Origin of the sequence: Cyanobacterium sp. IPPAS B-1200, from assembly GCF_001747005.2 — a bacterium.
Classification (GTDB): Bacteria; Cyanobacteriota; Cyanobacteriia; order Cyanobacteriales; family Cyanobacteriaceae; genus Cyanobacterium.
The window spans coordinates 317,845-341,998 of the sequence record NZ_CP182899.1 but is presented as its reverse complement, the minus strand read 5'-3'; the positions used below and the strand labels follow the sequence as shown (position 1 = coordinate 341,998).

Below are 24,154 nucleotides of genomic sequence, written 5' to 3'. Positions count from 1 at the left end.
TAAACCCTGAGTATAATATGACAAAATCAAAAGATGTTCAAATTACCCCGATCGCCCTTAACACAAGAGTATTCCGTTCTCGTACTTGGGACAGACTCAAATTTGAGGTAGAATACGGTCTAAATCGAGGCACTACCGCCAATTCTTTTGTCATTGAAGGAGAAAAAATAGCCCTATTTGATCCCCCTGGGGAATCCTTCACCGAAATTTTCATCGATGCCCTAGAGCAAAGAATTGACCTACAAAAAATTGACTATCTCATTCTAGGACATATCAACCCCAATCGGGCAGTAAGCATTAACACCCTGTTGCAAAAAGCCCCCCAAATTAATATCATCATCTCCAACACGGGGGCAAAATCCTTAGAAACCATCTTCGAGAATAACTACCAAGAAACCACTGCCAGAAATCCCCTCAATATTACAGCTGTCAAAAACGAGTTTCAATTAGACTTAGGCAAGGGGCATTTACTAGAATTTATCACCACTCCTAACCCCCGTTATCCCGATCAACTTTTGACCTACGATCGCCAAACTAAGGTATTTTATACCGATAAGCTATTTTCTGCCCATGTATGCGGTGATCAAATTTTGGACGAGGGTTGGAGTATTTACCAAGAAGATAGAAGACATTATTTCGATTGTGTCATTGCCCCCTACGCCACCCAAGTGAGTAAAGCCATTGAGAAGGTGAAGGAAAAAGAATCTTTCATCTATGCCACCAACCATGGCCCCTTGGTGCGTTATGGTTTAACCGAATTAACAGGTTTATATCAACAGTGGTTAGAAACCCAGAAAAATCAAACCCTTAATGTCGCCCTAGTTTATGCCTCCGCCTATGGTAACACCGCAACCCTAGCAAATGCGATCGCCCGTGGCATTACCAAAGCAGGGGTAAGGGTAGAATCCATTAACGCTGAATTTGCAGGAAGCGAGGAAATAAAAACCGCCATACAAGGCTGTGAAGGCTTCATTTTCGGCTCTCCTACCCTCGGCGGTCATGCCCCTACCCAAATCCAAAGCGCCCTCGGTATCGCCCTAGCAAACGCTGATAAGAATAAATTAGTGGGGGCATTTGGTTCTTTTGGTTGGAGTGGAGAGGCCATCGATTTATTAGAAAACAAATTCAGAGATGGGGGTTATCGTTTCGGTTTTGATACCATCAGAGTCAAATTTAAACCCACGGAAGCAGTGTTAAAAACCTGTGAGGAGGCGGGAACAGATTTTGCCCAAGCCCTCAAAAAACGTAAAAAAGCCCTCAAATCTAAGGAGTCCGCTGCTGCTAATTCCCTCACCGCCAGAACTGAACAGGCTTTGGGGCGTTTGGTAGGCTCATTATGTATCGTCACCACCCAAAGAGATGAAATGAAAGGCGCCATGGTGGCTTCTTGGGTATCTCAGGCCACTTTTAACCCCCCTGGTTTAACCGTTGCGGTAGCCAAGGAAAGGGCGATCGAATCTTTGTTGCCCATCGGCAGTTGTTTTGCCCTCAATGTCCTTGAAGAGGGGCGATATGTGGAGTTGATGAAGCATTTTCTTAAACCCTTTGCCCCTGGGGAAGATCGTTTTGTGAATATCGATCATGACATTGCTGATAATGGTAGCCCTGTTTTAAACAATGCCCTTGCCTATGTGGAATGTGAGGTTAAAAATCGCCTCGAATGTGGTGATCATTGGGTTTTATATGCGATCGCCAAGGCTGGTAAATTGTTAAAAGATGACGGTATCACAGCGGTGCATCACCGTAAATCTGGCACTCATTATTAAGTAGGTTTTAGGTGTTAGGTTGAAGTGACAAAATTTTCACCATGATAATAAAAGCCATTCCTTACCCTAACCAAAGCACTTTTTTTTCATCAATCCCCAATCATTAAATGCACATAGTAACCTACAGCCCAGCTTTTACCCTTGTGCCAACCTATGAATGTTTTAATCGGTGTAGTTACTGCAATTTTCGCACCGATCCCCAAAAAGATGTATGGTTAACTTTAGATAAGGCAAGGGAAATTTTAACCAGTTTACAAGGCAAGGAAGTTACAGAAATTCTCATCCTTAGTGGCGAGGTACATCCCCAGTCCACAAGGCGTAAGGATTGGCTACGGTTAATTTATGATATAGCCCATTCAGCCCTTTCCATGGGCTTTTTTCCCCACAGCAATGTGGGCCCTTTGAGCTATGAGGAAATGGCTTTATTAAAGACGGTAAATGCCTCTATGGGCTTGATGGTTGAACAGGTAACCCCATCATTGTTAGATACTGTCCATCGTTTTGCCCCTAGCAAGATTCCACAACTTCGATTGCAACAGCTAGAATGGGCTGGAATGTTACAAATTCCTTTTACTACGGGTATCTTATTAGGTATTGGGGAATCATCTTGTGATCGTATGGAAAGTTTAAGGGCGATCGCATCTATCCATAAAAAATATGGTCACATTCAAGAAGTAATCTTACAACCCTACTCCAAAGGTAATAAAGATAATTATTCCCAAAATAATTTTAGTTCTTTAGAAATGCTTGAAACCATCAAAAAAGCTAAGGAAATATTACCAAATAATATAGCCATTCAAATTCCCCCAAACTTAATTGAAGATGAAAACACCCTCATTAAATGCTTAGAATTAGGGGTTACAGATTTAGGGGGGATAGTACCCAAGGATGAAGTTAACCCAGACTATAATCATCATAGTTTAGAGGATTTAACCACCACATTATTAAACCATGATTGGCTTTTAAAGCCCCGATTACCTGTTTATCCTCAATATTATCAAGAAACTTTTACCCGTCTAAAAATCATAGAAAATCAAGATACAAAGAGACTAATTTAAACTTTATTTCTCCTTCAAAAATTTATTAACTCTTTCTAAAACCCTGCGATCGCTAATCATCCATTTATGGGTTAGTACAGGGATTCTTTCTACTGGAAATGATTTCATGATAGAGCTTTTAGCAGGAAAAATCATTAAATCAAAAGGAGTCCATAAAAATAAACATTTAACTTTTGATAAACTTTCATTTATATCCTTATTTAAATCTAATAAAAAATCACTTTGTGGACGCATTTGTTTAATGCCCAAAAAAGGTAATAAATAAGCCATGATAGTTCCATTATTGGGGGCAGAAACATTAATATATTTATCTACTTTTTCCACACCTCCTAATTTTTGTAAATAGTAACGGGTAACTAAACCACCCATACTAAAACCTAGTAAATTAACTTTTTCTTCCTTCTCAAAAGTCTTATCAATATATTCCTTAACCTGTTGAGCCAATACTTTTAAATCTGCTGTGCCGTAACAAGGAGTAAGATCAATTGCATGAACATTATATCCTTGATTTTCTAAATATAAAAACATGGAATTAAATACAGCACTTTGATCCATAAAACCATGAATTAAAACAATGGGATTCATCAATTATTCTTACAAAAAATAAAAGGTGGGCTATATACCCACCATAGGAGATTCTATCAAAAATCCCTCAATTAATTAATCAATTTAACAATGTTCAGACACTATTACTCTTGAACAACTCCTCTCAACTCACCGCCACGATTCATGGTTGTGTGAATATCAATGTATAAATTACCTTCTCCTAGAGCCATAACTTCTTCATCAGATAATTGATAAGTGCCAGTGAAAAGACCACTTAAGCCATCTTCAGAAGTGGTGACAGATAAAGCACGGGCAAAAGAGCCATTTTCCTCGGGAGTACCTAAATGTAAATGTACAGCAGAAGTAACGGCAGGATTAGGAGGATCTAAGGGATCGGTTTCATAATCTCTTAAGGCACTACTTAAACCGTTGAAACTACCATAAACCATTAAGGTATTATCTTGCCCCAAGATTGCCACAGCAACCCCTCCTGCATTGGTCATGACAGGCTCAGGATAAATGTTATTACCAGATAACATTGCGGTCATCACCTTAAAACCCATTTCTGTGGTTTCTTCTGAGGCATCTTCCATCATTTCCATTTCTTCTTCTGAGTCATGGTCACCGTGCATCATTGCAAGGTTATTAGTTGTATTTTGGGATTCAGAGGAAGCATCTAGTGCGTGGGAAGCCACGCTAAAGTTAGCAGCAAAGATTAGAGCAAAGGCACTAATGGAAAATTTGGACAGTAAGGATTGAACTTTTTTCATGGGAAATGATTTGATAAATCTAAGTTTGAATATTGAATAAATGAATGAGTACGAAGTAATTTTTTTACTACGCCCCTATAGACGAAATATTGATCAATTAAGTTCACAAAATTTTTAAGAAAATTTTATATTCTGAAATCTATTTCAATTATTTTGGGGTTGATAAAATAGCTTAATCCTTTATCAAATAGGCTATACACCCATACAATCAATAATTAGTCATTCCCTAACTTTTACTATCTAATATTCATTATTATCTTAGATTAAGGGGTTTTTTTGTTCTAAATTAGGTTGAACTTTAATCCTTGCCAAAATACAGGTGATATTATCATGGCCATTAATTTGATTGGCTAATTCGAGGAGATGGGCTACTCCTTCTTGAAGATTGGCTTTGGCACTGAGTAGAGGTAAAAGAACACTTTGCCAATTATTTTCTAATAGTTCATTGTCTGATAAACCATCGGAACACATTAAAAAGATTGTGTCTTCTTTGACTTCTAAAAAATTAACGTCAGGATGGACAAATTCTCTTTTTCTAGGGCCTAGGGCTTGGGTAAGTTGATAGGCATCAGGACGAGCCAAGGCAATTTCTGGTTCTATGCCGTTTTTCATTTCTGCTTGAGCGACGGAGTGGTCTGTGGTGACTTGTTCTAAACCCCATTTTCTGGTAACTCGGTAAATGCGACTGTCTCCCACATGGGCGATCGCAACTTGGTTATCTTGAACAAGGGTCATTACTACCGTTGTACCCATTCTTCCCGCGCCAAGATTACCTTTTTCAATGTTGGCATCATAAATCACTCTATTGGCTTCTAAAATACCCTCTTTAATGGTTTCTTCGTCGGGCAATCCATCTTGCCAATGGTCTTGGAAATATTTATAAAGAGTCCTAACGGCTAAAGCACTGGCTACTTCTCCTCCAGCGTGTCCTCCCATACCATCACACACAAGAAAGAATCCTTTTCCCGTACAAAAAATGCCTTGGGGAGTTTCTCGCTTATTAATCTTGGTTTCCACCGCAAAACAATCTTCATTGTGAGAGCGTTTCATACCAATATCAGTCATGCCGCATTCCGCCAAACTCAAGAGAGTCATGGGTAAAACAACGGTGGGTTGTTCGTCAATACTATCCCCACTATTGATCACCGTAGCATCTTGATCATCGTCCACCTCATCAAAGTCAAATTGATCGGTAAGTTCTTCTAATTCATCATCAGGGGGAATCAATAATTCTTCTTCAGCATCATCTAGTAAATCATCTAACTGAGCTTGTTGATAGATTATGTTTAAAGCGTCGGATAATTCCTTGATAGTATCAATTTGACCTTCTTCTATCTGCTCCATCAATCCTTTGATGATGGTTGCTTTGTCCGTTTGATTATTTTCTTCTAAAATTATGATCCAGAGTTCTACTAATTGTCTGAGATGGGGAGGGTTATGGAGATCATCAAAATATAGCTTTTTGATTTCTAAATCTCCAGAATCTCCTACCCCCAGATTGTCTTCTTCTAGGAGAGTTTGAGAACATTTTAACTTGTGCAAGTCTTTCCAGAGTTTAGCCATGGTTTGGAGATGATGAAAGACTTGGTTATTAGGGACATGATTACGGGCAAAATATTGGCCCAAGGATTCCCAATTACTTCTTTGGTTTATGATGACGTATTCTTGTCCTTCTTGATCTTGCCAAGCATCCAATAAATCGGGAATGAGGGGAGAATATTCGGTTAAAGTCAGGTAAGGGAAGGCTAAACCAGGGATTCCTGCTTCCATTAGACTTTTGCGGTCAAATTCTACAACCTTCTCTAAATTTTCGTCTAGGGATGACAGTTTTTCTGGTTGGGTATCCGTTACCAAAACTTCATAGTAGCAAACGTCGCCTTTACGGGCAAAGGGTTCAAGGTGATCTTGCTCGTAGGGCATAGCTAGGGCATAACGAGAGAGGTTTTCGCTATCGTCCAATTTTCCGAAAGGTATTTTTAGGTTTACATCTTTGGGAGTGCTAAAAATACATTGGCAAAGAATCAAGTCGTCTGGGCTAGGGGACATATTCATTTCTGTTAGTCTATATCTTATATTATAGTTACTTGTTAGATTTATGAAAAAAAAATAATTAATACTTAATAATTAGGGTTACTTTTTTTGTTAATTTAATTTTAAATCTCCCTCCGTAACTATTACCGACTCGCCCCCCACTTTTATTTCCTTAATTATATGGTTTTGTTTAAGGGCGATCGCCCTTATCTGACTAGGGCGCCCCATTTCCAAGCCTTGAGCAATATCCCAACGCCAACACCCCTCACTTTCGGACTGATACTTAGCCAAATAACCAGCAAAAGCCGTGGCAGCCGAACCCGTGGCAGGATCTTCCGTTATATTAAGAGCAGGAGCAAACATTCTCCCTTGAAAACTATCTTTCCCAGTTGGTACAAAAATATATACATGGGGCGACCAAAAATCCTTTAAAACCCTCTGCCAAACCCCCAGATTAATTTTTGCCCGACTCAACGCCTCCAAACTAGCCAAAGGAATCAACAAAAAAGGTAAGCCACAAGAAGCCCCCTCCACCACAAAATTATCCACCATCAAATCATCTAAATCCAAAGATAACATTTGAGCTAAATCCTTTTTACAAGGACAATCCGTATAAAATTCAGGAGGACAAGGCGCTTTTAACTGAGTCCATATCTTACCATCCTCATTTTTAAATACCATCACAGGAACATTACCAACCCCCTCCCTAAACATAACCTCTGTTTCTTCAGAATCCAGAGAAAACTTACCCAATTTCGCCAACAAAAAAGCCGTGCCAATGGTAGGATGCCCCGCAAAAGGAATTTCTCCCCCCGGGGTAAAAATTCTCAGATAAAAATCTGTGTCCTCATCATCAAACACAAACACCGTTTCCGAGAAATTAAACTCGATGGCAATCTTTTGCATAATCTCCGTGGTTAAACCTGCTGCTTCTGGAAAAACCGCCAATTGATTACCAGAAAAAAGCTGATTTGTAAAAACGTCCAAAGTATAAAATTTCATCTTAAAATCAAAATCTAATTTTTATTATCAGTATCTTAAATTATCAGAAAATCATGCCATCTAATCAAACTAAAGTACAAATAGAAAAACTTGATCTATAATTGGTCAATATAGCTTTACCGTCATGGCTGACCATTGATAGGAAATCCCTTTTGTATCCTACCCAAAAAAAGAATATTAACTATAAAAAAAATAATAATAAATAGTTTCTATTAACAATAAAATCAGTGTGATTTTAAAGCTATTGATTGTAAAAATAGAGAATAATTGACTGTGGAAACCAAAACCAAAACTAAAATTGCCCTCGTAGAATCAGAAACGAGAAAATTAATAAATAAAATCAAAAAAATTGAAAAATCATCTAATACTGTTTTTGAAGAAAATCAGGAGGTAGCCACCTATCTCGGTGCCAACTATAGAGAAGATGGACTAACTCAAATAGGTTTTTGGACTCCCCAACTACTTAGGGAAGTAATGCACCTTAACGAGATTTATTTAGAAGTCTTTACCCCTAGCGAAGATGTAAAAGTAAAAGATCTTTTATCCTCAGAAAGCTCTACCATCGAAATGAGACGAGATTGTATTTTCCTAAAAAAAAGAGGTAAATTCTTTTGGGGCATCATAGAAGGAATGAAAGCAGGAACCAGAGAAACCCTTGGTTCATTTTATTGGCTACGTTATCGCAACCCCTACGGACAAATTGAAATTATCAGAGATGCCCTAGCTTATTCATTGCCCTTCGGAGTATTTGCCCCCGCAGAATTATATGACATGGGTAAATTAGAAAAGGAAAGAATAGACCTAGACTATTTTAAACTCACAGGCACCACTGAAGAAGAAAATATCCCTCGCACTGCTACTCCCATTAATATTTTGCAACTCCATGTAGGTACAGCTTCTGCTGAAGGTACTTTGGCTGGGTTAACTAAGGTATATAAAGATATTGGCGAAAAAATAAGGAATAACCAGCCTCTAGAACCCCAAGACAAACATTATATAGGTTATGATGCAGTCCAACTACTTCCCATTGAGCCTACCATCGAATATCGTAAAGATTTGAGTCAGGATAGTAGATTGTTTGAAATTGTCGAAGAATGTTGTGGTATTGCCCCTAAAAGCATTCCTGAAGGGGATGATATTTTCAAAAGTATTGAAGGTATTCAAGTTAAAGTAACTAAACCCAATACCCAAGGCTGGGGTTATGATGTACCTATTATCGGAGCCGCTGCCACTAGCCCTTCTATTCTTTCTAGTTTACGTCCTGATGAATTATATGACTTGATTGGGGTATTACATAATTTTCCAGATAAACCCATTGGTCTTATCTATGATTTAGTATATGGTCATGCGGACAACCAAGCGGAACTATTAATAAACAATCAATTTTTCAAGGGTCCTAATATGTATGGGCAGGATTTAAACCACCAGCTTCCCATGGTTAGATCCATTTTACTAGAAATGCAAAGGAGAAAAATTAATACTGGGGCAGATGGTATTCGGGTTGATGGCGGTCAAGATTTCCGCTTTTTTAATCCCCTTACTGGTAGGGTAGAGCAGGATGATCAATATCTTCTTGCCATGAGTGATTTGGTGCAAGAGGTAGGGGGTTATAAAAGGTTATTATTCACTATTTTTGAAGATGGACGCCCTTGGCCAGAGGAGGGTTGGGAAACCAAGTCAACCTACATGGATTTAATTAATCTTAAACCAGAGTCCTATCAGTGGGGACCTCTAATTTTTGCCCACAATACCCCTAGTATTAAAGGTTTTTGGCGCAAAAAGTGGCAACGGGTGTGTGAGGTGATGTATCAAGGACAAAACTGGATTACGGGGTGTGGTAACCATGATACGTTACGCCGTGGTAGTCAGGTAGATACTCGCCTTGAGATTAATTGGCGTTTGGGAGAAACTCTCAATGATGTGATTCGGGGTGCCTATGATAATCCTGCTGTGACCATGTGGGTATATGGTTTTAGCCCCGGTTTACCGATGGATTTTATTAATGTTTTGATGCACGCCCCTTGGATGTTTTTCCGTAATACGGATGAGGAGTATGGGGTTAAGGTGGTTTCTGAGGAAGTGGGCTTTTTGGACTGGCAGATGACTGAGGAGCGTTATCATCGGCAGGATGCGTTTCAACGGATGAAGTCTTTAGGGTTTGATAAGTTGGAACAGTTAAGGGAGTTTACCCACGCTCTTAATGCGAGTATGATAGCTCGGAATTATGATCTTCAGGAGGTGGTGAAGGTTTGTCAGCTTTGTTTTGATGATGGGGCTTGTAATATTGAGGAAATGAAGGAGATGAGGGAGAGTAATATGATTGCTTTCTGTCAAAATCTGGACATTGATAATCTTAAACAGTGGGCTTTGATGTTTATGGAGGATTGTTCTGAGATTTGTAATGTTTCTCACTATACTAAAATGGTTGATCCTGCCCTTGCTGAGTATAATCTTCGTTTGAGGGAGTTACGTCGTCATAATCCATGGCTTGGTAAAAGTTTGCATGGAGGCGATCGCTTTAATAAGATTGAAGAAGATGATGCGACTATTTTTTATGGAGTGCGATCGCACCCTAAAATGCCTGATAAAAAAATTGTCATGGTTGCCAATCTTGAAGGACAAAAGGTTGAAATCAACCTCCTCGATTGGTTACAGTTAGATCCTACGGAATGGAAAGTGGAGTTAACTACCCCTAATTTGCCTGAAATTGAGGATATTAAGGACTTAAATCATATTATTCTGGGTCAAAGTCAGGGTGTATTGTTAACCCCTAATTTATAAGGTTCTACGGTGGGCATTGCCCACCCAACAATGGAATCTAAACTCCTAACTCTTGTTTGAGTGCGGATACCTTATCGGTTTTTTCCCAAGGTAAATCTAAATCGTTTCTGCCAAAATGTCCGTAAGCCGCTACGTCTTGATAAAAACGACCCCCTCTCTGGGAAGGAAGGGAACAAAGATCAAACATTTGAATAATACCTGCAGGGCGCAAGTCAAAGTGAGTTTTTACCGCAGATAATAGTTGTTCTTCGGATACTTTAGCAGTGCCAAAGGTTTCGATAAAAATACTCACGGGTTGGGCTACCCCGATCGCATAACTGACTTGCACTTCACACTTAGAAGCGAGTCCGGCCGCAACGATGTTTTTGGCAACATAGCGACAAGCATAGGAAGCGCTACGATCTACTTTGGTGGGATCTTTTCCAGAAAATGCACCCCCGCCATGGCGAGAATAACCGCCGTAGGTATCGATGATAATTTTTCTTCCTGTTAAACCTGAGTCTCCTTGGGGCCCACCAATGACAAATTTTCCTGTGGGGTTGAGCAAGAAACGGGTTTTGTTAGATGGTTTAATTTCTAAGTCGTGGAAGACGGGGTGAACTACGGTTTCGTGGATGGCTTCTTTGAGAGTAGCCTGAATTTTGTCGTTATCGCTAATATTGCCGATGGTTTCGGTGTGTTGAGTAGAGATGAGGATGGTATCAATGCCTACGGGGCGATCGTTTTCATAGGCAACGGTTACTTGGGTTTTACCATCAGGCCCTAGGTAGGGTAATTCTCCTGATTTCCTAACAGCAGCCAATCGTCTGGACATCCTATGGGCTAGACTAATGGGTAAGGGCATCAATTCAGGGGTTTCGTCACAGGCAAAACCAAACATTAACCCTTGATCTCCTGCTCCAATTTTATCTAACTCATCATCACTGAGCTTTTCTCTTTGCTCTTGGGCTTGGTTTACCCCTTGGGCAATATCAGCGGATTGTTCGTCTAGGGCGACTAATACGGAACAGCTATTGGCAGAAAAACCATTATTAGCATCGGTGTAGCCAATTTCAGCAATTTTTTTACGGGCTAAGTCAATATAATTCACTTGAGCTTTTGATGAAATTTCCCCTGTGATAAGGACTAATCCTGTATTGACTACAACCTCCGCAGCTACTCTACTATATTGATCTTCATTTAATAAAGCATCTAAGATAGTGTCAGATATTTGGTCACATATTTTATCGGGATGACCTTCTGTGACAGACTCGGAGGTAAATAAATATTTTCTACTCAACTTTTTCCCTCGATGATTTGGTTGTTTAACTCTATATCTTATAAGTTAAGATTACATTTAAGCAAATACTTTCATTCTTTTACTTCCTATCAATTGTTAAAACGAAATATTTTTAAATACAAACACAATACTTTTTTTATTTTCGTTCTACTGACTCTACAGTTTATTTTAGGATGTGAAAATAATCCTTTGATAAGGTTGGAAGGTTTGGCAGATGTTCCTTCTTTAGATAATGAGGAAATTATTAGAAGTCTTGGGGAAAAAGATGATTTAGGGGTTTGTAACAGTGAGAATCACCTTATTTCTGATGAAAATACTAATATTTATGAGTTGAATACTACTGAATATTTGGTAGAAATTTTTTGTTTTGTGGGGGCGTATCAAGGAAGTTATCAATATTTATTTTATGATGCTAATCAAGCGGAACATCTTATTAGTACGTTGAGTTTTACTGTTTTTGAGGAGCGGGGAGGGAGTTTGCAAATTGGAGAAACTTCTTTGTTAACGGGTGCTCTGGAGTTTGATCCTGAAACGGAGCAGTTGATGGTGGATAGAAAAGCACGGGGTTTGGGAGATTGTGGGAGTTATGCTACTTATCAATGGCAAGATGATAACTTTACTCTGGTGGAATACCGTTATAAGGGGCAGTGTGATGGGGTTTACATTCCTGTGGAGGAGTATCCTTTGATTTATCCGTAGGTTTTTTTGTTTTTAATTTTTGTGTCTCTAATGGCAGGTGAAGTGCGATCGCACTAGAATAGTAAATAAGAATCTGACAACAAATATACAAAAGTAATGACAGACAGTTCAACCATTGAGAAAAAACGCTCAAAAGTGGAAGGAATTAAAGAGCGTAGTAACTTTTTAAGAGAACCAGTAGCCACGGAATTAAAGCAAGATACCACCCATTTTAGTGAAGATGGTATTCAAATATTAAAATTTCACGGTTCTTATCAACAGGATAACCGAGACAATCGGGTAAAAGGGCAAGAAAAAGACTATCAGTTTATGTTACGTACCCGTAACCCAGGAGGGTTTATTCCTCCCCAACTTTACCTTGCCCTCGAGCAACTTTCGGAAGAATATGGCAACCATACCCTCAGAGTTACCACCAGACAGGGTTACCAAATCCACGGTATTCTCAAGAAAAATCTTAAAACCGTCATTAAAACCATTGTGCAGAACATGGGTTCTACCCTTGGGGCTTGTGGAGATTTGAACCGTAATGTCATGGCACCCCCTGCCCCCTACAAGAATAGGTTAGATTATCAATACGCTTGGGAATATGCCGACAAAATAGCCGATTTACTTGCTCCCCAAAGTGGTGCTTATTATGAGATTTGGTTAGATGGAGAAAAAGCTATCACTGCCGAAGAAGCCCCCGAAGTCAAAGCAGCCCGCCAAAAAGGCAAAAATGGTACTAATTTTGAGGACTCCCCAGAGCCTATTTACGGTACTCAGTATATGCCCCGTAAGTTTAAATGTTCTGTAACGGTGCCAGGAGACAACTCCATTGATATTTATACCCATGACCTTAGTTTGGTGGTAATTACCAATAAAAAAGGCGAATTGCAGGGGTTTAATGTCCTTGCTGGGGGTGGTTTGGGGCGTACCCATCGTAAAGAGGAAACCTTTGCCCGTACTGCCGATGAAATTGGTTATGTGAAAAAAGATGATGTATTTGATTTAGTCAAAGCAGTAGTCGCTACTCAAAGGGATTATGGCGATCGCACTAACCGCCGTCATTCCAGAATGAAGTATTTAATCAATGATTGGGGAGTAGAAAGATTTAAAACCAAACTACAAGAATACTTCGGCAAAAAATTAGAATCCTTCAAAAAACTACCCAAGTGGAAATATGAAGACTATCTCGGATGGCATGAGCAAGGGGATGGTAAACTTTTCCTTGGTATTTCTGTAGAAAACGGCAGAGTAAAAAATGATGGTCAATTCCAACTCAAAACCGCCCTCAAGGAAGTAATCACCAAATATGAATTACCTACCCGCCTGAGTGCCAACCATAACATCATTCTTTATGAAATTAATCCCCAGTGGCAAGAAGACATTAACCAAATTTTTCGTGATAACGGCGTAGAATTAGATCCTGATAACGTCAACCATCTTACCCGTTATTCCATGGCTTGTCCTGCCATGCCCACCTGCGGATTAGCCACCACCGAATCAGAGCGAATTTTACCTAGCATAGTCGATCGCATTGACACCCTTTTGGCTAAATTAGGTATGGCAGAAGAAACCTTCGTCATTCGGATGACGGGTTGCCCCAATGGTTGTGCGCGCCCTTATATGGCAGAATTAGGGTTTGTGGGTTCGGCCCCCAATGTTTACCAAATGTGGTTAGGAGGTTGCCCCAATCAAACCAGATTGGCACGTACCTACCAAGAAAAACTCAATATTGCGGAATTAGAGCAGTTTTTAGAACCTCTATTTGTTTATTTCCGTGATAGCAAAAAGAAAAATGAAACCTTTGGCGACTTCTGTAACCGTGTCGGTTTCGATGCCCTCAGAGAATATGCCCAAACTTATCAACCTAATAATCAAAAAACTATGAAAAAAGGCGAAAAGAAACCCCGTGCAAAACGTAATGAACATCGTATCAGTGTTAACGAGGAATGGTACCAAAAATTAAAAACCATTGCTGGTGAAGAGAAAAAAGCGATGAATCAAATTGTTGCCGAGGCTTTAGAAGCCTATTTCACTAAATAATGGATAATTGACAATGGATAATTAATTTTTTAATCCAGTTATTGATTTTCCGTTGATTTTAGGGGGATACCTTCCCCCATAGCCCCTTTTTTTCCCTTGGGTGAGAGTTAAAAGATATTTTGGGGGCATACTATATATTATGCATAACAAATATTTGAGCTTACCATGTTCTTTAAAACTGTTTTTAGGAAAAAAAAAGGAAATAACAGCCTAGAGTTAGCTCCACAAAAAACTGAACCAAAAACAAGGTTAGAACAGCTAGAAGAAGAAATTAATAATCCAAAAACAAAAGATTCTCCTCAAAAACAAAAGCCAAAATTTAAATCATCCATTAAACGATTAATTATTACCTGTATAGGTTTGGGTATTCCCATCGGATTTTTATATATTGTCAATTTACCCTACGCCGCTATTCGTCGCCCTATCAATAATCATGCTCCTGTATTACTTTTGCCTAGTCAAATTATAGTAGAAAATAATTTCAAAAAAGCTCTTAATTTAACAGAACAAGCAGAACAATTAATTGACAATGCCACTGATTTTCCTGATCTTGAATTAGGTTCTCAAAGATTACAAGAAGGTAAGATTTATTTAGATAATATTCCTATTATTGCCCAACAAGAATTAATGGGATATGGTGGTTCTCGTTTTTTTTATCGTTCTAGTTTTTCTGGATCTCAATTTTTAGAAATGCGCAGAAAGGTAGGAGAATTAGAGGCGAAAATTTTTCAGGGAAATAATGCTAAAACTACTTTAAATAGATTAGAAACTCAACTAACCGAAATAAAAAATCAATATCAAAACAGTAATTCTGACCAAGAAAGAAGACAAATTATTCAACAATGGCGCACTATGCTTAATGAATTTAACTTGATTTCTCCATCTACTTTTGCGGGTACTATTGCTCAACAAAAATTGGTTGCTCATCAATTAGATTTTGAAGATATGGTGGGTTTTTCTGCTAATAATGAAAGATTAGCTACTTTTGTGAGTACCGCTCAAGATTTTGCTAATTTGGCTAAAGTGCGATCGCAAAATTCCCCTTATACTGTGAGTGAATGGTCAGATATTGAAGACTTTTGGCAAAAGGCTATTAATGAATTAAACAAAATTCCTTCTACTGATTTAGAGGGCTATCGCCAAGCTAATCGTATTATTGTTGAATATGAAGACAGTTTACGAGATGTAAGATTAAGAAAAGAAAGAGAAGAAAATTCTTTACGTAATTTTAATAAAGCCGAAGATTTAATTAATAATTATCGTTCTAGTACAGTAAATATGGAAGATTCACCAAATAATATTAATCGGCGTATTGTTCAAATTCAAGAAATAATAAATATCTTACAAGACATAGATCCAAATTCAACATCTTACGCCGAAGCACAAATGTTAATTAGCGATGCTCAAAATCAAATTAATAGTTTAAAATCTCGATAGCAATAGTAGAAGCATAGGAAAACGACTCCATAACCCCTTAAAATTTTCTTAAAAATCTGAGTTTAAAAGTGAAAATAATTAAAGTTCATGGGGAAAAATCGCTGATTCTGGTATAATGCCTATGGTGTTATGGGAACTTAAGTCTTTCTCGGTCAAATTTTACTAGGAATATTTATTGATGCCTAAAATCGGTGTTATCTACAACGATGTAAAACCTATTGCCTGTCAAATCGCTGCGGAATTACAATCAAGTTTAATGGCAAAGGGTTACGATGTTTACTTAGCCACGGGCTACACTGGTATTTTAGGTTATTCTTATCCCGATCGCCCCGTATGTCATAGCCCTATCGAACAAATAGCGGAGCCAGAATTTGACCAAGACATGAAACTCGCCATTGTGTTGGGGGGAGATGGTACGGTTTTGTCGGCTTGTCGTCAGGTTGCTCCCCACAGTATTCCTCTCTTAACGGTGAATACAGGACATTTGGGCTTTTTGACCGAAATTTATCTTAATCAGCTTGACACGGCGATCTCACAGGTACTTAAGGGAGATTATGAGGTTGAGGTGCGATCTATGATTGAGGTAAATGTGGTTCGAGACAAAGTCAAACTTTGGGAAGCTCTTTGTCTTAATGAAGTGGTAGTACACCGAGAACCCCTCACGAGTATGTGTCATTTTGAAATAAAAATCGGCAGACACGCTCCCGTAGATATTGCCGCCGATGGAGTAATTATTTCCACCCCCACGGGTTCTACCGCTTATTCCCTCAGTGCGGGAGGACCTGTGGTAACTCCTGATGTGCCTGTGTTTCAACTCGCTCCTATTTGCCCCCATTCCCTTGCTTCACGGGCGTTAGTTTTTTCGGACAAAGAGCCTGTTACAATTTACCCCGCCACCAAAAATCAAATGGTCATGGTAGGAGATGGTAACGCTGGATGTTATATTTTGCCCGATGATCAAGTACAAATGGTGCGATCGCCCTATGATGCCAGATTTATCCGTTTACAATCCCCCGAATTTTTCCGCATTCTCAGAGAAAAACTAGGTTGGGGCTTACCCCACATCGCCAAACCCAGCTCCGTAGAACTGCCGTAATATTTTTTTTAAGGGATAATAGAAGATGAACTTTTGTAACAAAATTAGTCACAAACAGTGAATTTTCTGAAGGTATTTCAAACCATCGAGCGCCAAAAACTAATAGACATCGCCATTTTATTCGCCTCTGGGTTACTATTTTGGATGAGTATGTCATCATTGCTTCCCACCCTTCCTGCTTACATAGAAGATATGGGTGCCGCCCCCAAACAAGTAGCCCTCGTGATGAGTTTCTTTGCCATCGGTTTATTAGGCTCTCGGGTATGGTTAGGACAGTTAGCCGATGAAAGTCTCAATCTTTGTTTACAAAAAAGTCCTTTTCCTAAAACTATTAATCAATTTATCTTCAATTTAGGTAAATCAATATTCGGTAGTCTGGTTTATTACCCCAGCCGTAAAGTAATTATTCTCATCGGAGCAACGGTAGCGGCGATCGCCCCTATCTGTTACCTATTCTTCAACGAAATCCCCCAACTGATGGCTATTCGTGCCTTTCACGGCATCAGCATCGCCGCCTTTACTACAGGTTACAGCGCCCTTGTGGTGGACATATCACCCCCCAAACAAAAAGGAGAACTAATCGGCTACATGAGCTTAGTAATACCCCTCGGTATGGCAGTAGGGCCAGCGGTGGGCGGTTTTTTGCAAGAGTATAGTACTTATCAAGTTTTATTTTCTTTCTGTGCAATATGTGGATTTCTATCCCTCTTTCTCGCCTGTCGGGTGAGGGAATTTCCCCCCGAAAGACAACAGCAAATCAGAGAAAAACAAAAAGCATCCGCCCACAATCCCACCTCACAAAAAGATGATAATAGTCGTAGTTTCAAAGAATTATTTTTAGACCGTTCTTTTCTGGTACCTGCCTTAGTATTACTTTTAGTCGGCTCACTATTTAGTACCATCATCACTTTTCTACCCCTTCACATCAGAGAATTAGATATTAACTTTAACGTTGGTCTTTTTTACACAGGAACGGCGATCGCCTCTTTTTCCGTCCGATTTTTTGCAGGTCAAGCCTCAGATGTCTATGGTAGAGGGCGTTTCATCACCGTCAGCCTTTTTTGTTATATCATTTCCATGATTTTGTTAGTATCTGCCATAACCCCCTCCGCCCTCATTGTAGCCGCCCTATTTGAAGGAGCAGGGGCTGGAATGCTTATTCCCGTTACCCTCGCCCTCATTTCAGATCGTTGTAACTTCAAAGAAAGAGGCAAAACATTTTCCCTCTGTGTCGGTGGTTTCGACATCGGAGTTGCCCTTGGTAGCGCCGTCATCGGCTCAATATTCCTCGACTTTGGTGGCTATCCTCTCCTTTTTGCCATTGCAGGATTTATGGCAGTTATCGCCCTCATTATCTTTGTGACAAGTGCCAACAAAAACCTATCCAACTCCCTCAAATTTGCATGGGGTAAAGTTCCCGATTATCATGCCATTAAGGATAATTAGGGTATTACGTCTATACAGGGGTTAGGTAAAAATGACCGTGTATTTTAAATAATATTTATTTTGAATAAATTATCACTGTAGTTTAGACTAAGAAAAAATTGTAAGAGAATAAGTAAGCTAACAAAGATTAGCTCAAAAACGCTATAAATGAATTTAATAATGGCTTAAAAGTTATTTTTTTGGTCTTTTTTTAGTCTTAGATAAACGCTTTTTAACCGTAGGATAAACTTTAGCTTTGTTTCTTTTTCGACCTTTAGGCCAGCCATGGGATTTTCCCCGACTTTTAGGAGAAAGGGTAGGACTTCCAATGTCCATCAATAATGAAGTCATAGACAGAGCCACTCTTCCGGGGGTTAAATTCTGTTGAGGTTTTTGCCATGGCAGATGATATTCTTTGACTAAATCCTTGGATAACCATAACTGCCAAGTAATATTGACAATTAAATTGCTCCACCTTTGACAACTCTCAGGGGTGCGAAAATGGGGTAACGTCCAATGTAATCTTTGCTTGGCGAAACGATACCAGTGGTCCACACCAAATCGTCGGCTGTATTGAATCCAAATATTGGAAGAAGATAAAAATTGCTCTCCCACCCAGATTAACCACAGTGGGCGATGTAAAGCACCAGTTTTTTTCTGCTTCAATCGTTCAATTTTAAACAGGGTTAGCTTTTGTGAAGGGGCATTGTAGAAATGAAGTTCTTTCCATTTACTCATCCGTATTGTTCCTAGGGATGAGTCTTCCATTTCTAATATTTCATGGGCATGGGGAAAATGGTCACATTGATTTAATTTCAACTTTGCCCCATGTTTTTTCGGTCTGCCTCTACCGCTATAGGCTGGAGGATTACCATAAAGACATAGATTAGAACGTACTCTAATCAACTTACTGATTTCAATATCTGCGGTTTGCTTAATAAATTTGCCATTGCCATACTCACAATCCAACACCACCAATTTCGGTTTATTTTCTGGCAATTTTCTACACACTTGCCTTAGTTGCCATGTTGCTTTACCCAGAGGATTTTCAAAGGATGTGATTCTTTCATGTCTTAAAGGTAATGCCCAACTTCCTTTCTCATTCAATGGTGGTAACCAAGCGATGGTGCTATATCCTTGTCCTATGACCGATGAATTGATGGATGACGAAGAATATTGATAACCTCTATCTTTCATGGTGGGACTATCTTCAAACTTCCACTGAGTATGATCTATACCTAGTAATGTATATTCTAAGGTGTCTATTTCTTGAATATATCGTTTCATCAATTTGTTGCTGTTCGGACGACAATCTTTTATGGCTTCATAGGTACTACACCATTGCCGATGGAAAAAAGGTGATAAAGAAAAATCTGCCAAACTACGAGCATTTTCCGTGGTCATAACACTATCCATCAATTGAAAAGTGGCATCTTTACCTTTGACTAACATTTCATAGGTGTCATGACGGAAATTTTCCAGTCTGCTATATTTGTTCATAGAGAGAAGATTTTATTTTTGCTTATTTATATTTTCTCTCTATTTTTCTTTTATGTCTTGTCCTTCCTTGCTCCACTTTCCATTTAGTCTAAACTACAGTTATCATCTATGTCAATAATATAGCGTTTTTTGTAATTATGAGGTGCATTTATCGTTCTCAAGTCCCCCTTATTAAGGGGGATTTAGGGGGATCGTTTTGTACCCAGTAACCATGATAATTACTATAATTAAGCTATTTTGTGAGAAGAATAATATTTGTAAGAATTTTAATTTACAAACATTTCGACTTTGGTAGTAACTCCTAACTATCCATTGTTAATTGTGGATGGTTAGTGGTTCTTTTTTGTTTTCCGAGGGGAAGAAAAACCGTTAAAACTTCACCCTTATTTTGATTTTGTTTAATAATTAACTTACCACCCAACACATTAAAAATATGCTTAGTTACATCAGGATTTAGGGATAAACTACCCGTTTCTGGTTGAAATAAAAGTAATTTGCCCAGACATTTTACCTGATTATTATTCAAATTTGACTCTGATAAAAATTGTAATTTAAGTTGATCTCCTGACGGTAAAACTAACACCTGAAAATGTCCCCCACTGGGAATATTTCGAGTAAATTTTTCCATTAATCCCCCCAACATTTGAGTTAAAATCACGGGGTCACTTACTACTTGGGGTAACTTTTGGGGTACGATAAAATCAAGAACAATATTTCTTCTTTGGGCTTGTCTTTTCCAGATAGGAATAGTTTGATTTAAGATTTGTTCTAGGCATACAGGAACTAAATTAAGTTCTTTTTGTTTATGGGGAGTTGCTTCTAATTCTGCTACCCGAAAAATTAAATCCATTCTGTTAATTTGTTCACTACATTCTTGCTCTATCATCTCTAAATATTTAGTTAATTCGGGAAACGATTTTGCTTTTTTCTGTAACAATTTCGTAAGAGTTTTAATAGAAGTTAGAGGAGTTCTAATTTCGTGGGTGAGAGCTTGTAATAACTCAATTTCTGGATAGGGAGGTAGAGGTGTTTTCTTGAGAGAAATACTTTGATGACGTTTCTCTTGGGAATGAGAAATAATTTCTTCTGATGGTTTTAGGTCACTTAATCTTATATTTTCTAATAAACATTGGCTAAAATGACTTACTATTTTGTAGTGAGGACTTCTAGGACTAAATTTATTGATTAACTCTTGTAAATAGTTTTCTTGATATTGATAGTTAATAACTAATTTTTTTCTTAATAAAGCCCATGCTTGATTAATTAAATCTGGATCAAAAGAAAAGTTAAAAATACTTTGTTTATGGGAGTTTGTTCCTTTTACTAATAAACAGCTAAACTCATTAGTTAACACAAGACAAAAATCTTCGTTGTTGAGGGAGTCTTGCCCTTGTAGGGGAATATTAATAGGAGAAAAAAGTTGATCTGTGAAAACGGTATTTTTTTCACAAGCGGGGAGTATCATTTTTCCTTCTAGGGAGGGGGAAAAAACGGCAACTTCTAGGTGGCCTACCAATTCTGTGTGGGTAATGGCTGGAGTGGGTGATGAAATTACTACCCCCTGTACCGTTTTGGGGCATTGGGGGGAAATAGTTAAGTGTAATAATTGTTGTATAGATACGATCGCACTGTACCACTCTTGCTGTGCCTTAACCTCGGTTTTCTGAGGGGCAACACCAACAAACTGGGAGTTAAAAGAACCATTGGAAGGAAAAAGATCTGTTAACTGGAGGGATAGAGGATCAGATACAATCATTACTTAATGTCATACTAATAACGTTTCGCACATGTTCATAATAACCTGTTGTCCTAGGTTTCATAAATGAGTATAACCGAACGTCAGTACATTATTAACTATTAAAATATCAGCTTTGCTTTGTTTATTTTAAAACCTTGAACATATAAACACTCTTGGCTCCAAACCATTTTTCTCATCACAACTTAACTAAAATGTGTACATTTTCTAAGATGATTAAAGTTTTTTTACAAAAAATGTAGCGAAAAATTTTTTTTGGTGTATATTGAGGGAAATCGAATAAGTCACATTAGGAAAAGAACAGCGATTATGTCAAAGTTTTATTTTCGCCCAGAAAATGTCCGAGCCTCGTCTTTTGAAGAATTGTCTTCTGTCTCACCGTCTTCCTCTGGAAAACTTCCTACCGTGACTTTTTCGGAAAAAAATCAGTCCGTCCATCGTCCCCCCAACTCAAAAGATTCTGTCAGGCTCTATTTACGGGACATTGGGCGGATTCCACTTTTAACCAAAGAACAAGAAATTGATTTGGCCAGAAAAGTTTGCTCCTCCAAAAAGCTCATTGATTTACGAGACAAGCACAAGGAGGAGGACAAAATTAAGGACTATATCAACGCCTTTGAGTGTTATGAGTCTTTGTCAAAACAGTTGTTACGGTTGCCGAGTATGGATGAATGGTGTGCCGAGCTTGATTTAACATCGCTTCAATTAAAACAAGTTTTGCAAAATGGCATCGAAAGATGGGCTGAGTTAGCTAAATTAGAGACAACTGAGTTAGAAGAAATCTTGTCCATGGGCAAGGGTGCTAAACAGCACATGATTAATGCAAATCTGCGTTTGGTGGTTTCCATTGCCAAGAAGTATCAAAACCGTGGTTTAGATTTACTAGATTTAATCCAAGAGGGAACTTTAGGACTAGAGAAAGCGGTAGAGAAGTTTGATTATCGCAAGGGTTATCATTTTAGTACCTATGCTTATTGGTGGATTCGTCAAGGGATGACAAGGGCGATCGCCACTCAGAGCCGTTCTATCCGTATCCCTATCCATATTACCGAAAAATTAAACTTACTCAAAAAAACTCAAAGACAACTATCCCAAACCCTCGGAAGGACTCCCAAAGCCGAAGAGTTGGCAGAAAAAATGGAAATGACAGCCTTTGAGTTACGAAATTTTCTCAGCCAGATTCCTCGCTCTATTTCCCTTGAAACTAAGGTAGGGGAAGACTATAACACTGAGTTAGTCGAATTAATTGAGACGGATTCTGCCACCCCCGAAGAAAATTTGATGTTGATTTCCATGCGTCAGGATGTCAACACCCTCCTAAGCAGTTTGAGTGAAAGGGAAGCTAAAATTTTACGTCTGCGTTATGGTTTTGAAGATGGAAAAACCTACTCCCTCAGTGATACTGCCGAGATGATGCACCTATCACGGGAGAGGGTGAGACAAATTCAGGCCAAGGCTATCCAAAAATTAAGACAGCCCAACACCCGCCAACAACTACACGATTATTTAGAAATTATTAGTTAATCCATGGTGCTAGACGTAGATACCGTTATTTATAAAAATCCAGCGCCTACGGTGGATATTATCATTGAGATGATTGATCATACCTCTGTCGCTCCTGAATTTGCAACTCAGTTTCAAAATAATTCGTTTGCACCTATTGTTTTAATTGAGCGTAAGTTTGAGCCTTTTGGGTGGGCTATTCCGGGGGGATTTGTGGATTATGGAGAATCGCTAGAGCAGGGAGCTATCAGGGAAGCCCTTGAGGAGGTTAGTTTAAGGGTTGATTTGGTGGAGCAGTTCTATGTTTATTCTGACCCCCAGAGGGATAAACGGAAACATACCATTAGTATTGTATTTATTGCCCAAGCTAAGGGTGAGCCAAAAGCCGATGATGATGCTTTAAATGTGGCACTTTTTCCCCTTTGGGATATTCCTAAAAATCTTTGTTTTGACCACGATCGCATCTTAGCCGATTATATTCATTATAAGTTAACGGGCGATCGACCCCAACTGTAAGAAATTAAAAACTAGGAAATATTATTAGATTACTATTCCCCATTCCCTATTTTTCGTAACATTTCATAAATAAAAAACGTTCACCTTTTGTAATATTGCTTATAATCGGTTACATAAGATAACAATTTATAATTTCTTAATAAAACAAATTAAAACTCAAGATAACAAAAGGTTTGATATAGAATGTCTCGAATATTGGTCATTGATGATGATCCAGCGATCTCAGAATTAGTAGCTATTAACCTAGAAATGGCAGGTTATGATATATCCCAAGCAGAAGATGGTATAAAAGGTCAAGCCCTCGCCCTTCAATTACAACCAGATTTAATTATGTTAGATCTAATGTTACCAAAAGTAGATGGTTTTACCGTTTGCCAAAGGTTAAGAAGGGATGAACGTACTGCCAATATCCCCGTACTAATGTTGACAGCGCTGGCTCAAACAAAAAATAAAGTAGAAGGTTTTAACGCAGGGGCTGATGATTACCTCACCAAACCCTTTGAGGTAGAAGAAATGTTGGCAAGAGTTAAGGCTTTATTGCGTAGGAGCGATCGCACCCCCCAAAGTGCCAAACATAGTGAAATTCTGAATTATGGCCCTTTAACTATCGTACCCGAAAGATTTGAGGTGATTTGGTTTGACAAAACCATCAAACTAACCCATCTCGAATTTGAATTACTTCACTGTCTCTTACAAAGACATGGTCAAACCGTCTCCCCCAGTGACATTTTAAAGGAAGTATGGGGTTATGATCCCAATGATGACATTGAAACTATCCGAGTTCATGTGCGTCACCTTCGCACAAAACTAGAACCAGATCCCCGTCGCCCTCGCTATATTAAAACAGTTTATGGTGCAGGATACTGCCTGGAATTACCAATCCATTAGTACAAAGTTTGGAGAGGGTAATAGGTAATTAATAGTGCAATTGCTTTACTTCTTACCTTTTCCCTTAACCTTATGG

At 38.7% G+C, this 24,154-nt stretch carries 18 protein-coding genes; 11 read left to right on the top strand and 7 right to left on the bottom strand.

What is annotated here, in order from left to right; all coding sequences use genetic code 11:
• The first annotated feature begins 17 nt into the window (after positions 1–17).
• The gene (locus A5482_RS01450; RefSeq protein WP_069790568.1) at positions 18–1,766 is read left to right on the top strand and encodes a diflavin flavoprotein; all 1,749 of its coding nucleotides are present in this window, start codon (positions 18–20) and stop codon (positions 1,764–1,766) included.
• A 107-nt stretch (positions 1,767–1,873) separates the two neighbouring features.
• Entirely contained in the window at positions 1,874–2,824 is a 951-nt protein-coding gene (cofG, locus tag A5482_RS01445) for a 7,8-didemethyl-8-hydroxy-5-deazariboflavin synthase subunit CofG (RefSeq protein ID WP_446684791.1), read from the top strand.
• 3 nt (positions 2,825–2,827) lie between these two features.
• On the opposite strand, the gene A5482_RS01440 is transcribed toward cofG, so the two are convergent.
• The 4 genes from A5482_RS01440 to A5482_RS01425 form a co-directional block, all read right to left on the bottom strand.
• Entirely contained in the window at positions 2,828–3,409 is a 582-nt protein-coding gene (locus tag A5482_RS01440) for an esterase/lipase family protein (RefSeq protein ID WP_069790569.1), read from the bottom strand.
• A 104-nt stretch (positions 3,410–3,513) separates the two neighbouring features.
• Positions 3,514–4,140 carry a CHRD domain-containing protein gene (locus A5482_RS01435; protein ID WP_069790570.1) on the bottom strand — a complete coding sequence of 209 codons (627 nt, stop codon included), beginning with the start codon at positions 4,138–4,140 and terminating at the stop codon, positions 3,514–3,516.
• A 258-nt stretch (positions 4,141–4,398) separates the two neighbouring features.
• Entirely contained in the window at positions 4,399–6,192 is a 1,794-nt protein-coding gene (locus A5482_RS01430) for a serine/threonine phosphatase (RefSeq protein WP_242411933.1), read from the bottom strand.
• Positions 6,193–6,282: 90 nt separating this feature from the next.
• The gene (locus tag A5482_RS01425; RefSeq protein ID WP_069790572.1) at positions 6,283–7,173 is read right to left on the bottom strand and encodes a PhzF family phenazine biosynthesis protein; all 891 of its coding nucleotides are present in this window, start codon (positions 7,171–7,173) and stop codon (positions 6,283–6,285) included.
• Positions 7,174–7,446: 273 nt separating this feature from the next.
• Between A5482_RS01425 and gghA the strand changes: the two genes are divergently transcribed.
• Positions 7,447–9,954 (top strand): glucosylglycerol hydrolase, encoded by a 2,508-nt coding sequence (gene gghA / locus A5482_RS01420; protein WP_069790573.1) that lies wholly within the window; start codon positions 7,447–7,449, stop codon positions 9,952–9,954.
• A 37-nt stretch (positions 9,955–9,991) separates the two neighbouring features.
• Here the strand turns inward: gghA and metK are convergent, their stop codons facing one another.
• Positions 9,992–11,233, bottom strand: a complete 1,242-nt coding sequence (gene metK / locus A5482_RS01415; RefSeq protein ID WP_069790574.1) for a methionine adenosyltransferase — start codon at positions 11,231–11,233, stop codon at positions 9,992–9,994.
• Between the two features lie 189 nt (positions 11,234–11,422).
• Here metK and A5482_RS01410 point away from each other — a divergent pair, with 189 nt between their 5' ends.
• From A5482_RS01410 to A5482_RS01390, 5 genes are all read left to right on the top strand, one after another.
• Complete coding sequence (locus A5482_RS01410) at positions 11,423–11,932, top strand: DUF1176 domain-containing protein (RefSeq protein ID WP_161486829.1); 510 nt, start codon at positions 11,423–11,425, stop codon at positions 11,930–11,932.
• Positions 11,933–12,028: 96 nt separating this feature from the next.
• Positions 12,029–13,957, top strand: coding sequence for a sulfite reductase, ferredoxin dependent (gene sir, locus A5482_RS01405; RefSeq protein ID WP_069790575.1), 1,929 nt, complete (start codon positions 12,029–12,031; stop codon positions 13,955–13,957).
• Between the two features lie 165 nt (positions 13,958–14,122).
• Positions 14,123–15,394 carry a hypothetical protein gene (locus tag A5482_RS01400; RefSeq protein ID WP_446684790.1) on the top strand — a complete coding sequence of 424 codons (1,272 nt, stop codon included), beginning with the start codon at positions 14,123–14,125 and terminating at the stop codon, positions 15,392–15,394.
• A gap of 178 nt (positions 15,395–15,572) precedes the next feature.
• A complete protein-coding gene (locus tag A5482_RS01395; protein ID WP_069790578.1) occupies positions 15,573–16,490 on the top strand; it encodes an NAD(+) kinase in 918 nt (305 codons plus the stop codon).
• Positions 16,491–16,547: 57 nt separating this feature from the next.
• Entirely contained in the window at positions 16,548–17,936 is a 1,389-nt protein-coding gene (locus tag A5482_RS01390; protein WP_069790579.1) for an MFS transporter, read from the top strand.
• Positions 17,937–18,107: 171 nt separating this feature from the next.
• Here A5482_RS01390 and A5482_RS01385 read toward each other — a convergent pair whose 3' ends face one another.
• Both A5482_RS01385 and A5482_RS01380 read right to left on the bottom strand, forming a co-directional pair.
• Positions 18,108–19,415: an NF041680 family putative transposase gene (locus A5482_RS01385; protein WP_446684748.1), complete on the bottom strand. Its 1,308-nt coding sequence runs from the start codon at positions 19,413–19,415 to the stop codon at positions 18,108–18,110.
• A gap of 301 nt (positions 19,416–19,716) precedes the next feature.
• On the bottom strand, positions 19,717–21,171 hold the full coding sequence (locus tag A5482_RS01380) for a sensor histidine kinase (RefSeq protein WP_069789872.1): 1,455 nt from the start codon (positions 21,169–21,171) through the stop codon (positions 19,717–19,719).
• 309 nt (positions 21,172–21,480) lie between these two features.
• On the opposite strand from A5482_RS01380, the gene A5482_RS01375 reads away from it, so the two are divergent.
• From A5482_RS01375 to A5482_RS01365, 3 genes are all read left to right on the top strand, one after another.
• The gene (locus tag A5482_RS01375; protein ID WP_069789873.1) at positions 21,481–22,695 is read left to right on the top strand and encodes an RNA polymerase sigma factor, RpoD/SigA family; all 1,215 of its coding nucleotides are present in this window, start codon (positions 21,481–21,483) and stop codon (positions 22,693–22,695) included.
• A 3-nt stretch (positions 22,696–22,698) separates the two neighbouring features.
• A complete protein-coding gene (locus A5482_RS01370; RefSeq protein WP_069789874.1) occupies positions 22,699–23,190 on the top strand; it encodes an NUDIX domain-containing protein in 492 nt (163 codons plus the stop codon).
• Positions 23,191–23,373: 183 nt separating this feature from the next.
• Positions 23,374–24,078 carry a response regulator transcription factor gene (locus A5482_RS01365; protein ID WP_069789875.1) on the top strand — a complete coding sequence of 235 codons (705 nt, stop codon included), beginning with the start codon at positions 23,374–23,376 and terminating at the stop codon, positions 24,076–24,078.
• Positions 24,079–24,154 lie beyond the last annotated feature (76 nt).

What these genes read in the sequence shown, in the direction of transcription:
- A5482_RS01450 (WP_069790568.1), top strand. Translation starts at nt 18, where the DNA reads ATGACAAAATCAAAAGATGTTCAAATTACCCCGATCGCCCTTAACACA.
- cofG (WP_446684791.1), top strand. Translation starts at nt 1,874, where the DNA reads ATGCACATAGTAACCTACAGCCCAGCTTTTACCCTTGTGCCAACCTAT.
- A5482_RS01440 (WP_069790569.1), bottom strand. Translation starts at nt 3,409, where the DNA reads ATGAATCCCATTGTTTTAATTCATGGTTTTATGGATCAAAGTGCTGTA.
- A5482_RS01435 (WP_069790570.1), bottom strand. Translation starts at nt 4,140, where the DNA reads ATGAAAAAAGTTCAATCCTTACTGTCCAAATTTTCCATTAGTGCCTTT.
- A5482_RS01430 (WP_242411933.1), bottom strand. Translation starts at nt 6,192, where the DNA reads ATGAATATGTCCCCTAGCCCAGACGACTTGATTCTTTGCCAATGTATT.
- A5482_RS01425 (WP_069790572.1), bottom strand. Translation starts at nt 7,173, where the DNA reads ATGAAATTTTATACTTTGGACGTTTTTACAAATCAGCTTTTTTCTGGT.
- sir (WP_069790575.1), top strand. Translation starts at nt 12,029, where the DNA reads ATGACAGACAGTTCAACCATTGAGAAAAAACGCTCAAAAGTGGAAGGA.
- A5482_RS01400 (WP_446684790.1), top strand. Translation starts at nt 14,123, where the DNA reads ATGTTCTTTAAAACTGTTTTTAGGAAAAAAAAAGGAAATAACAGCCTA.
- A5482_RS01395 (WP_069790578.1), top strand. Translation starts at nt 15,573, where the DNA reads ATGCCTAAAATCGGTGTTATCTACAACGATGTAAAACCTATTGCCTGT.
- A5482_RS01385 (WP_446684748.1), bottom strand. Translation starts at nt 19,415, where the DNA reads ATGAACAAATATAGCAGACTGGAAAATTTCCGTCATGACACCTATGAA.
- A5482_RS01380 (WP_069789872.1), bottom strand. Translation starts at nt 21,171, where the DNA reads ATGATTGTATCTGATCCTCTATCCCTCCAGTTAACAGATCTTTTTCCT.
- A5482_RS01375 (WP_069789873.1), top strand. Translation starts at nt 21,481, where the DNA reads ATGTCAAAGTTTTATTTTCGCCCAGAAAATGTCCGAGCCTCGTCTTTT.
- A5482_RS01370 (WP_069789874.1), top strand. Translation starts at nt 22,699, where the DNA reads ATGGTGCTAGACGTAGATACCGTTATTTATAAAAATCCAGCGCCTACG.
- A5482_RS01365 (WP_069789875.1), top strand. Translation starts at nt 23,374, where the DNA reads ATGTCTCGAATATTGGTCATTGATGATGATCCAGCGATCTCAGAATTA.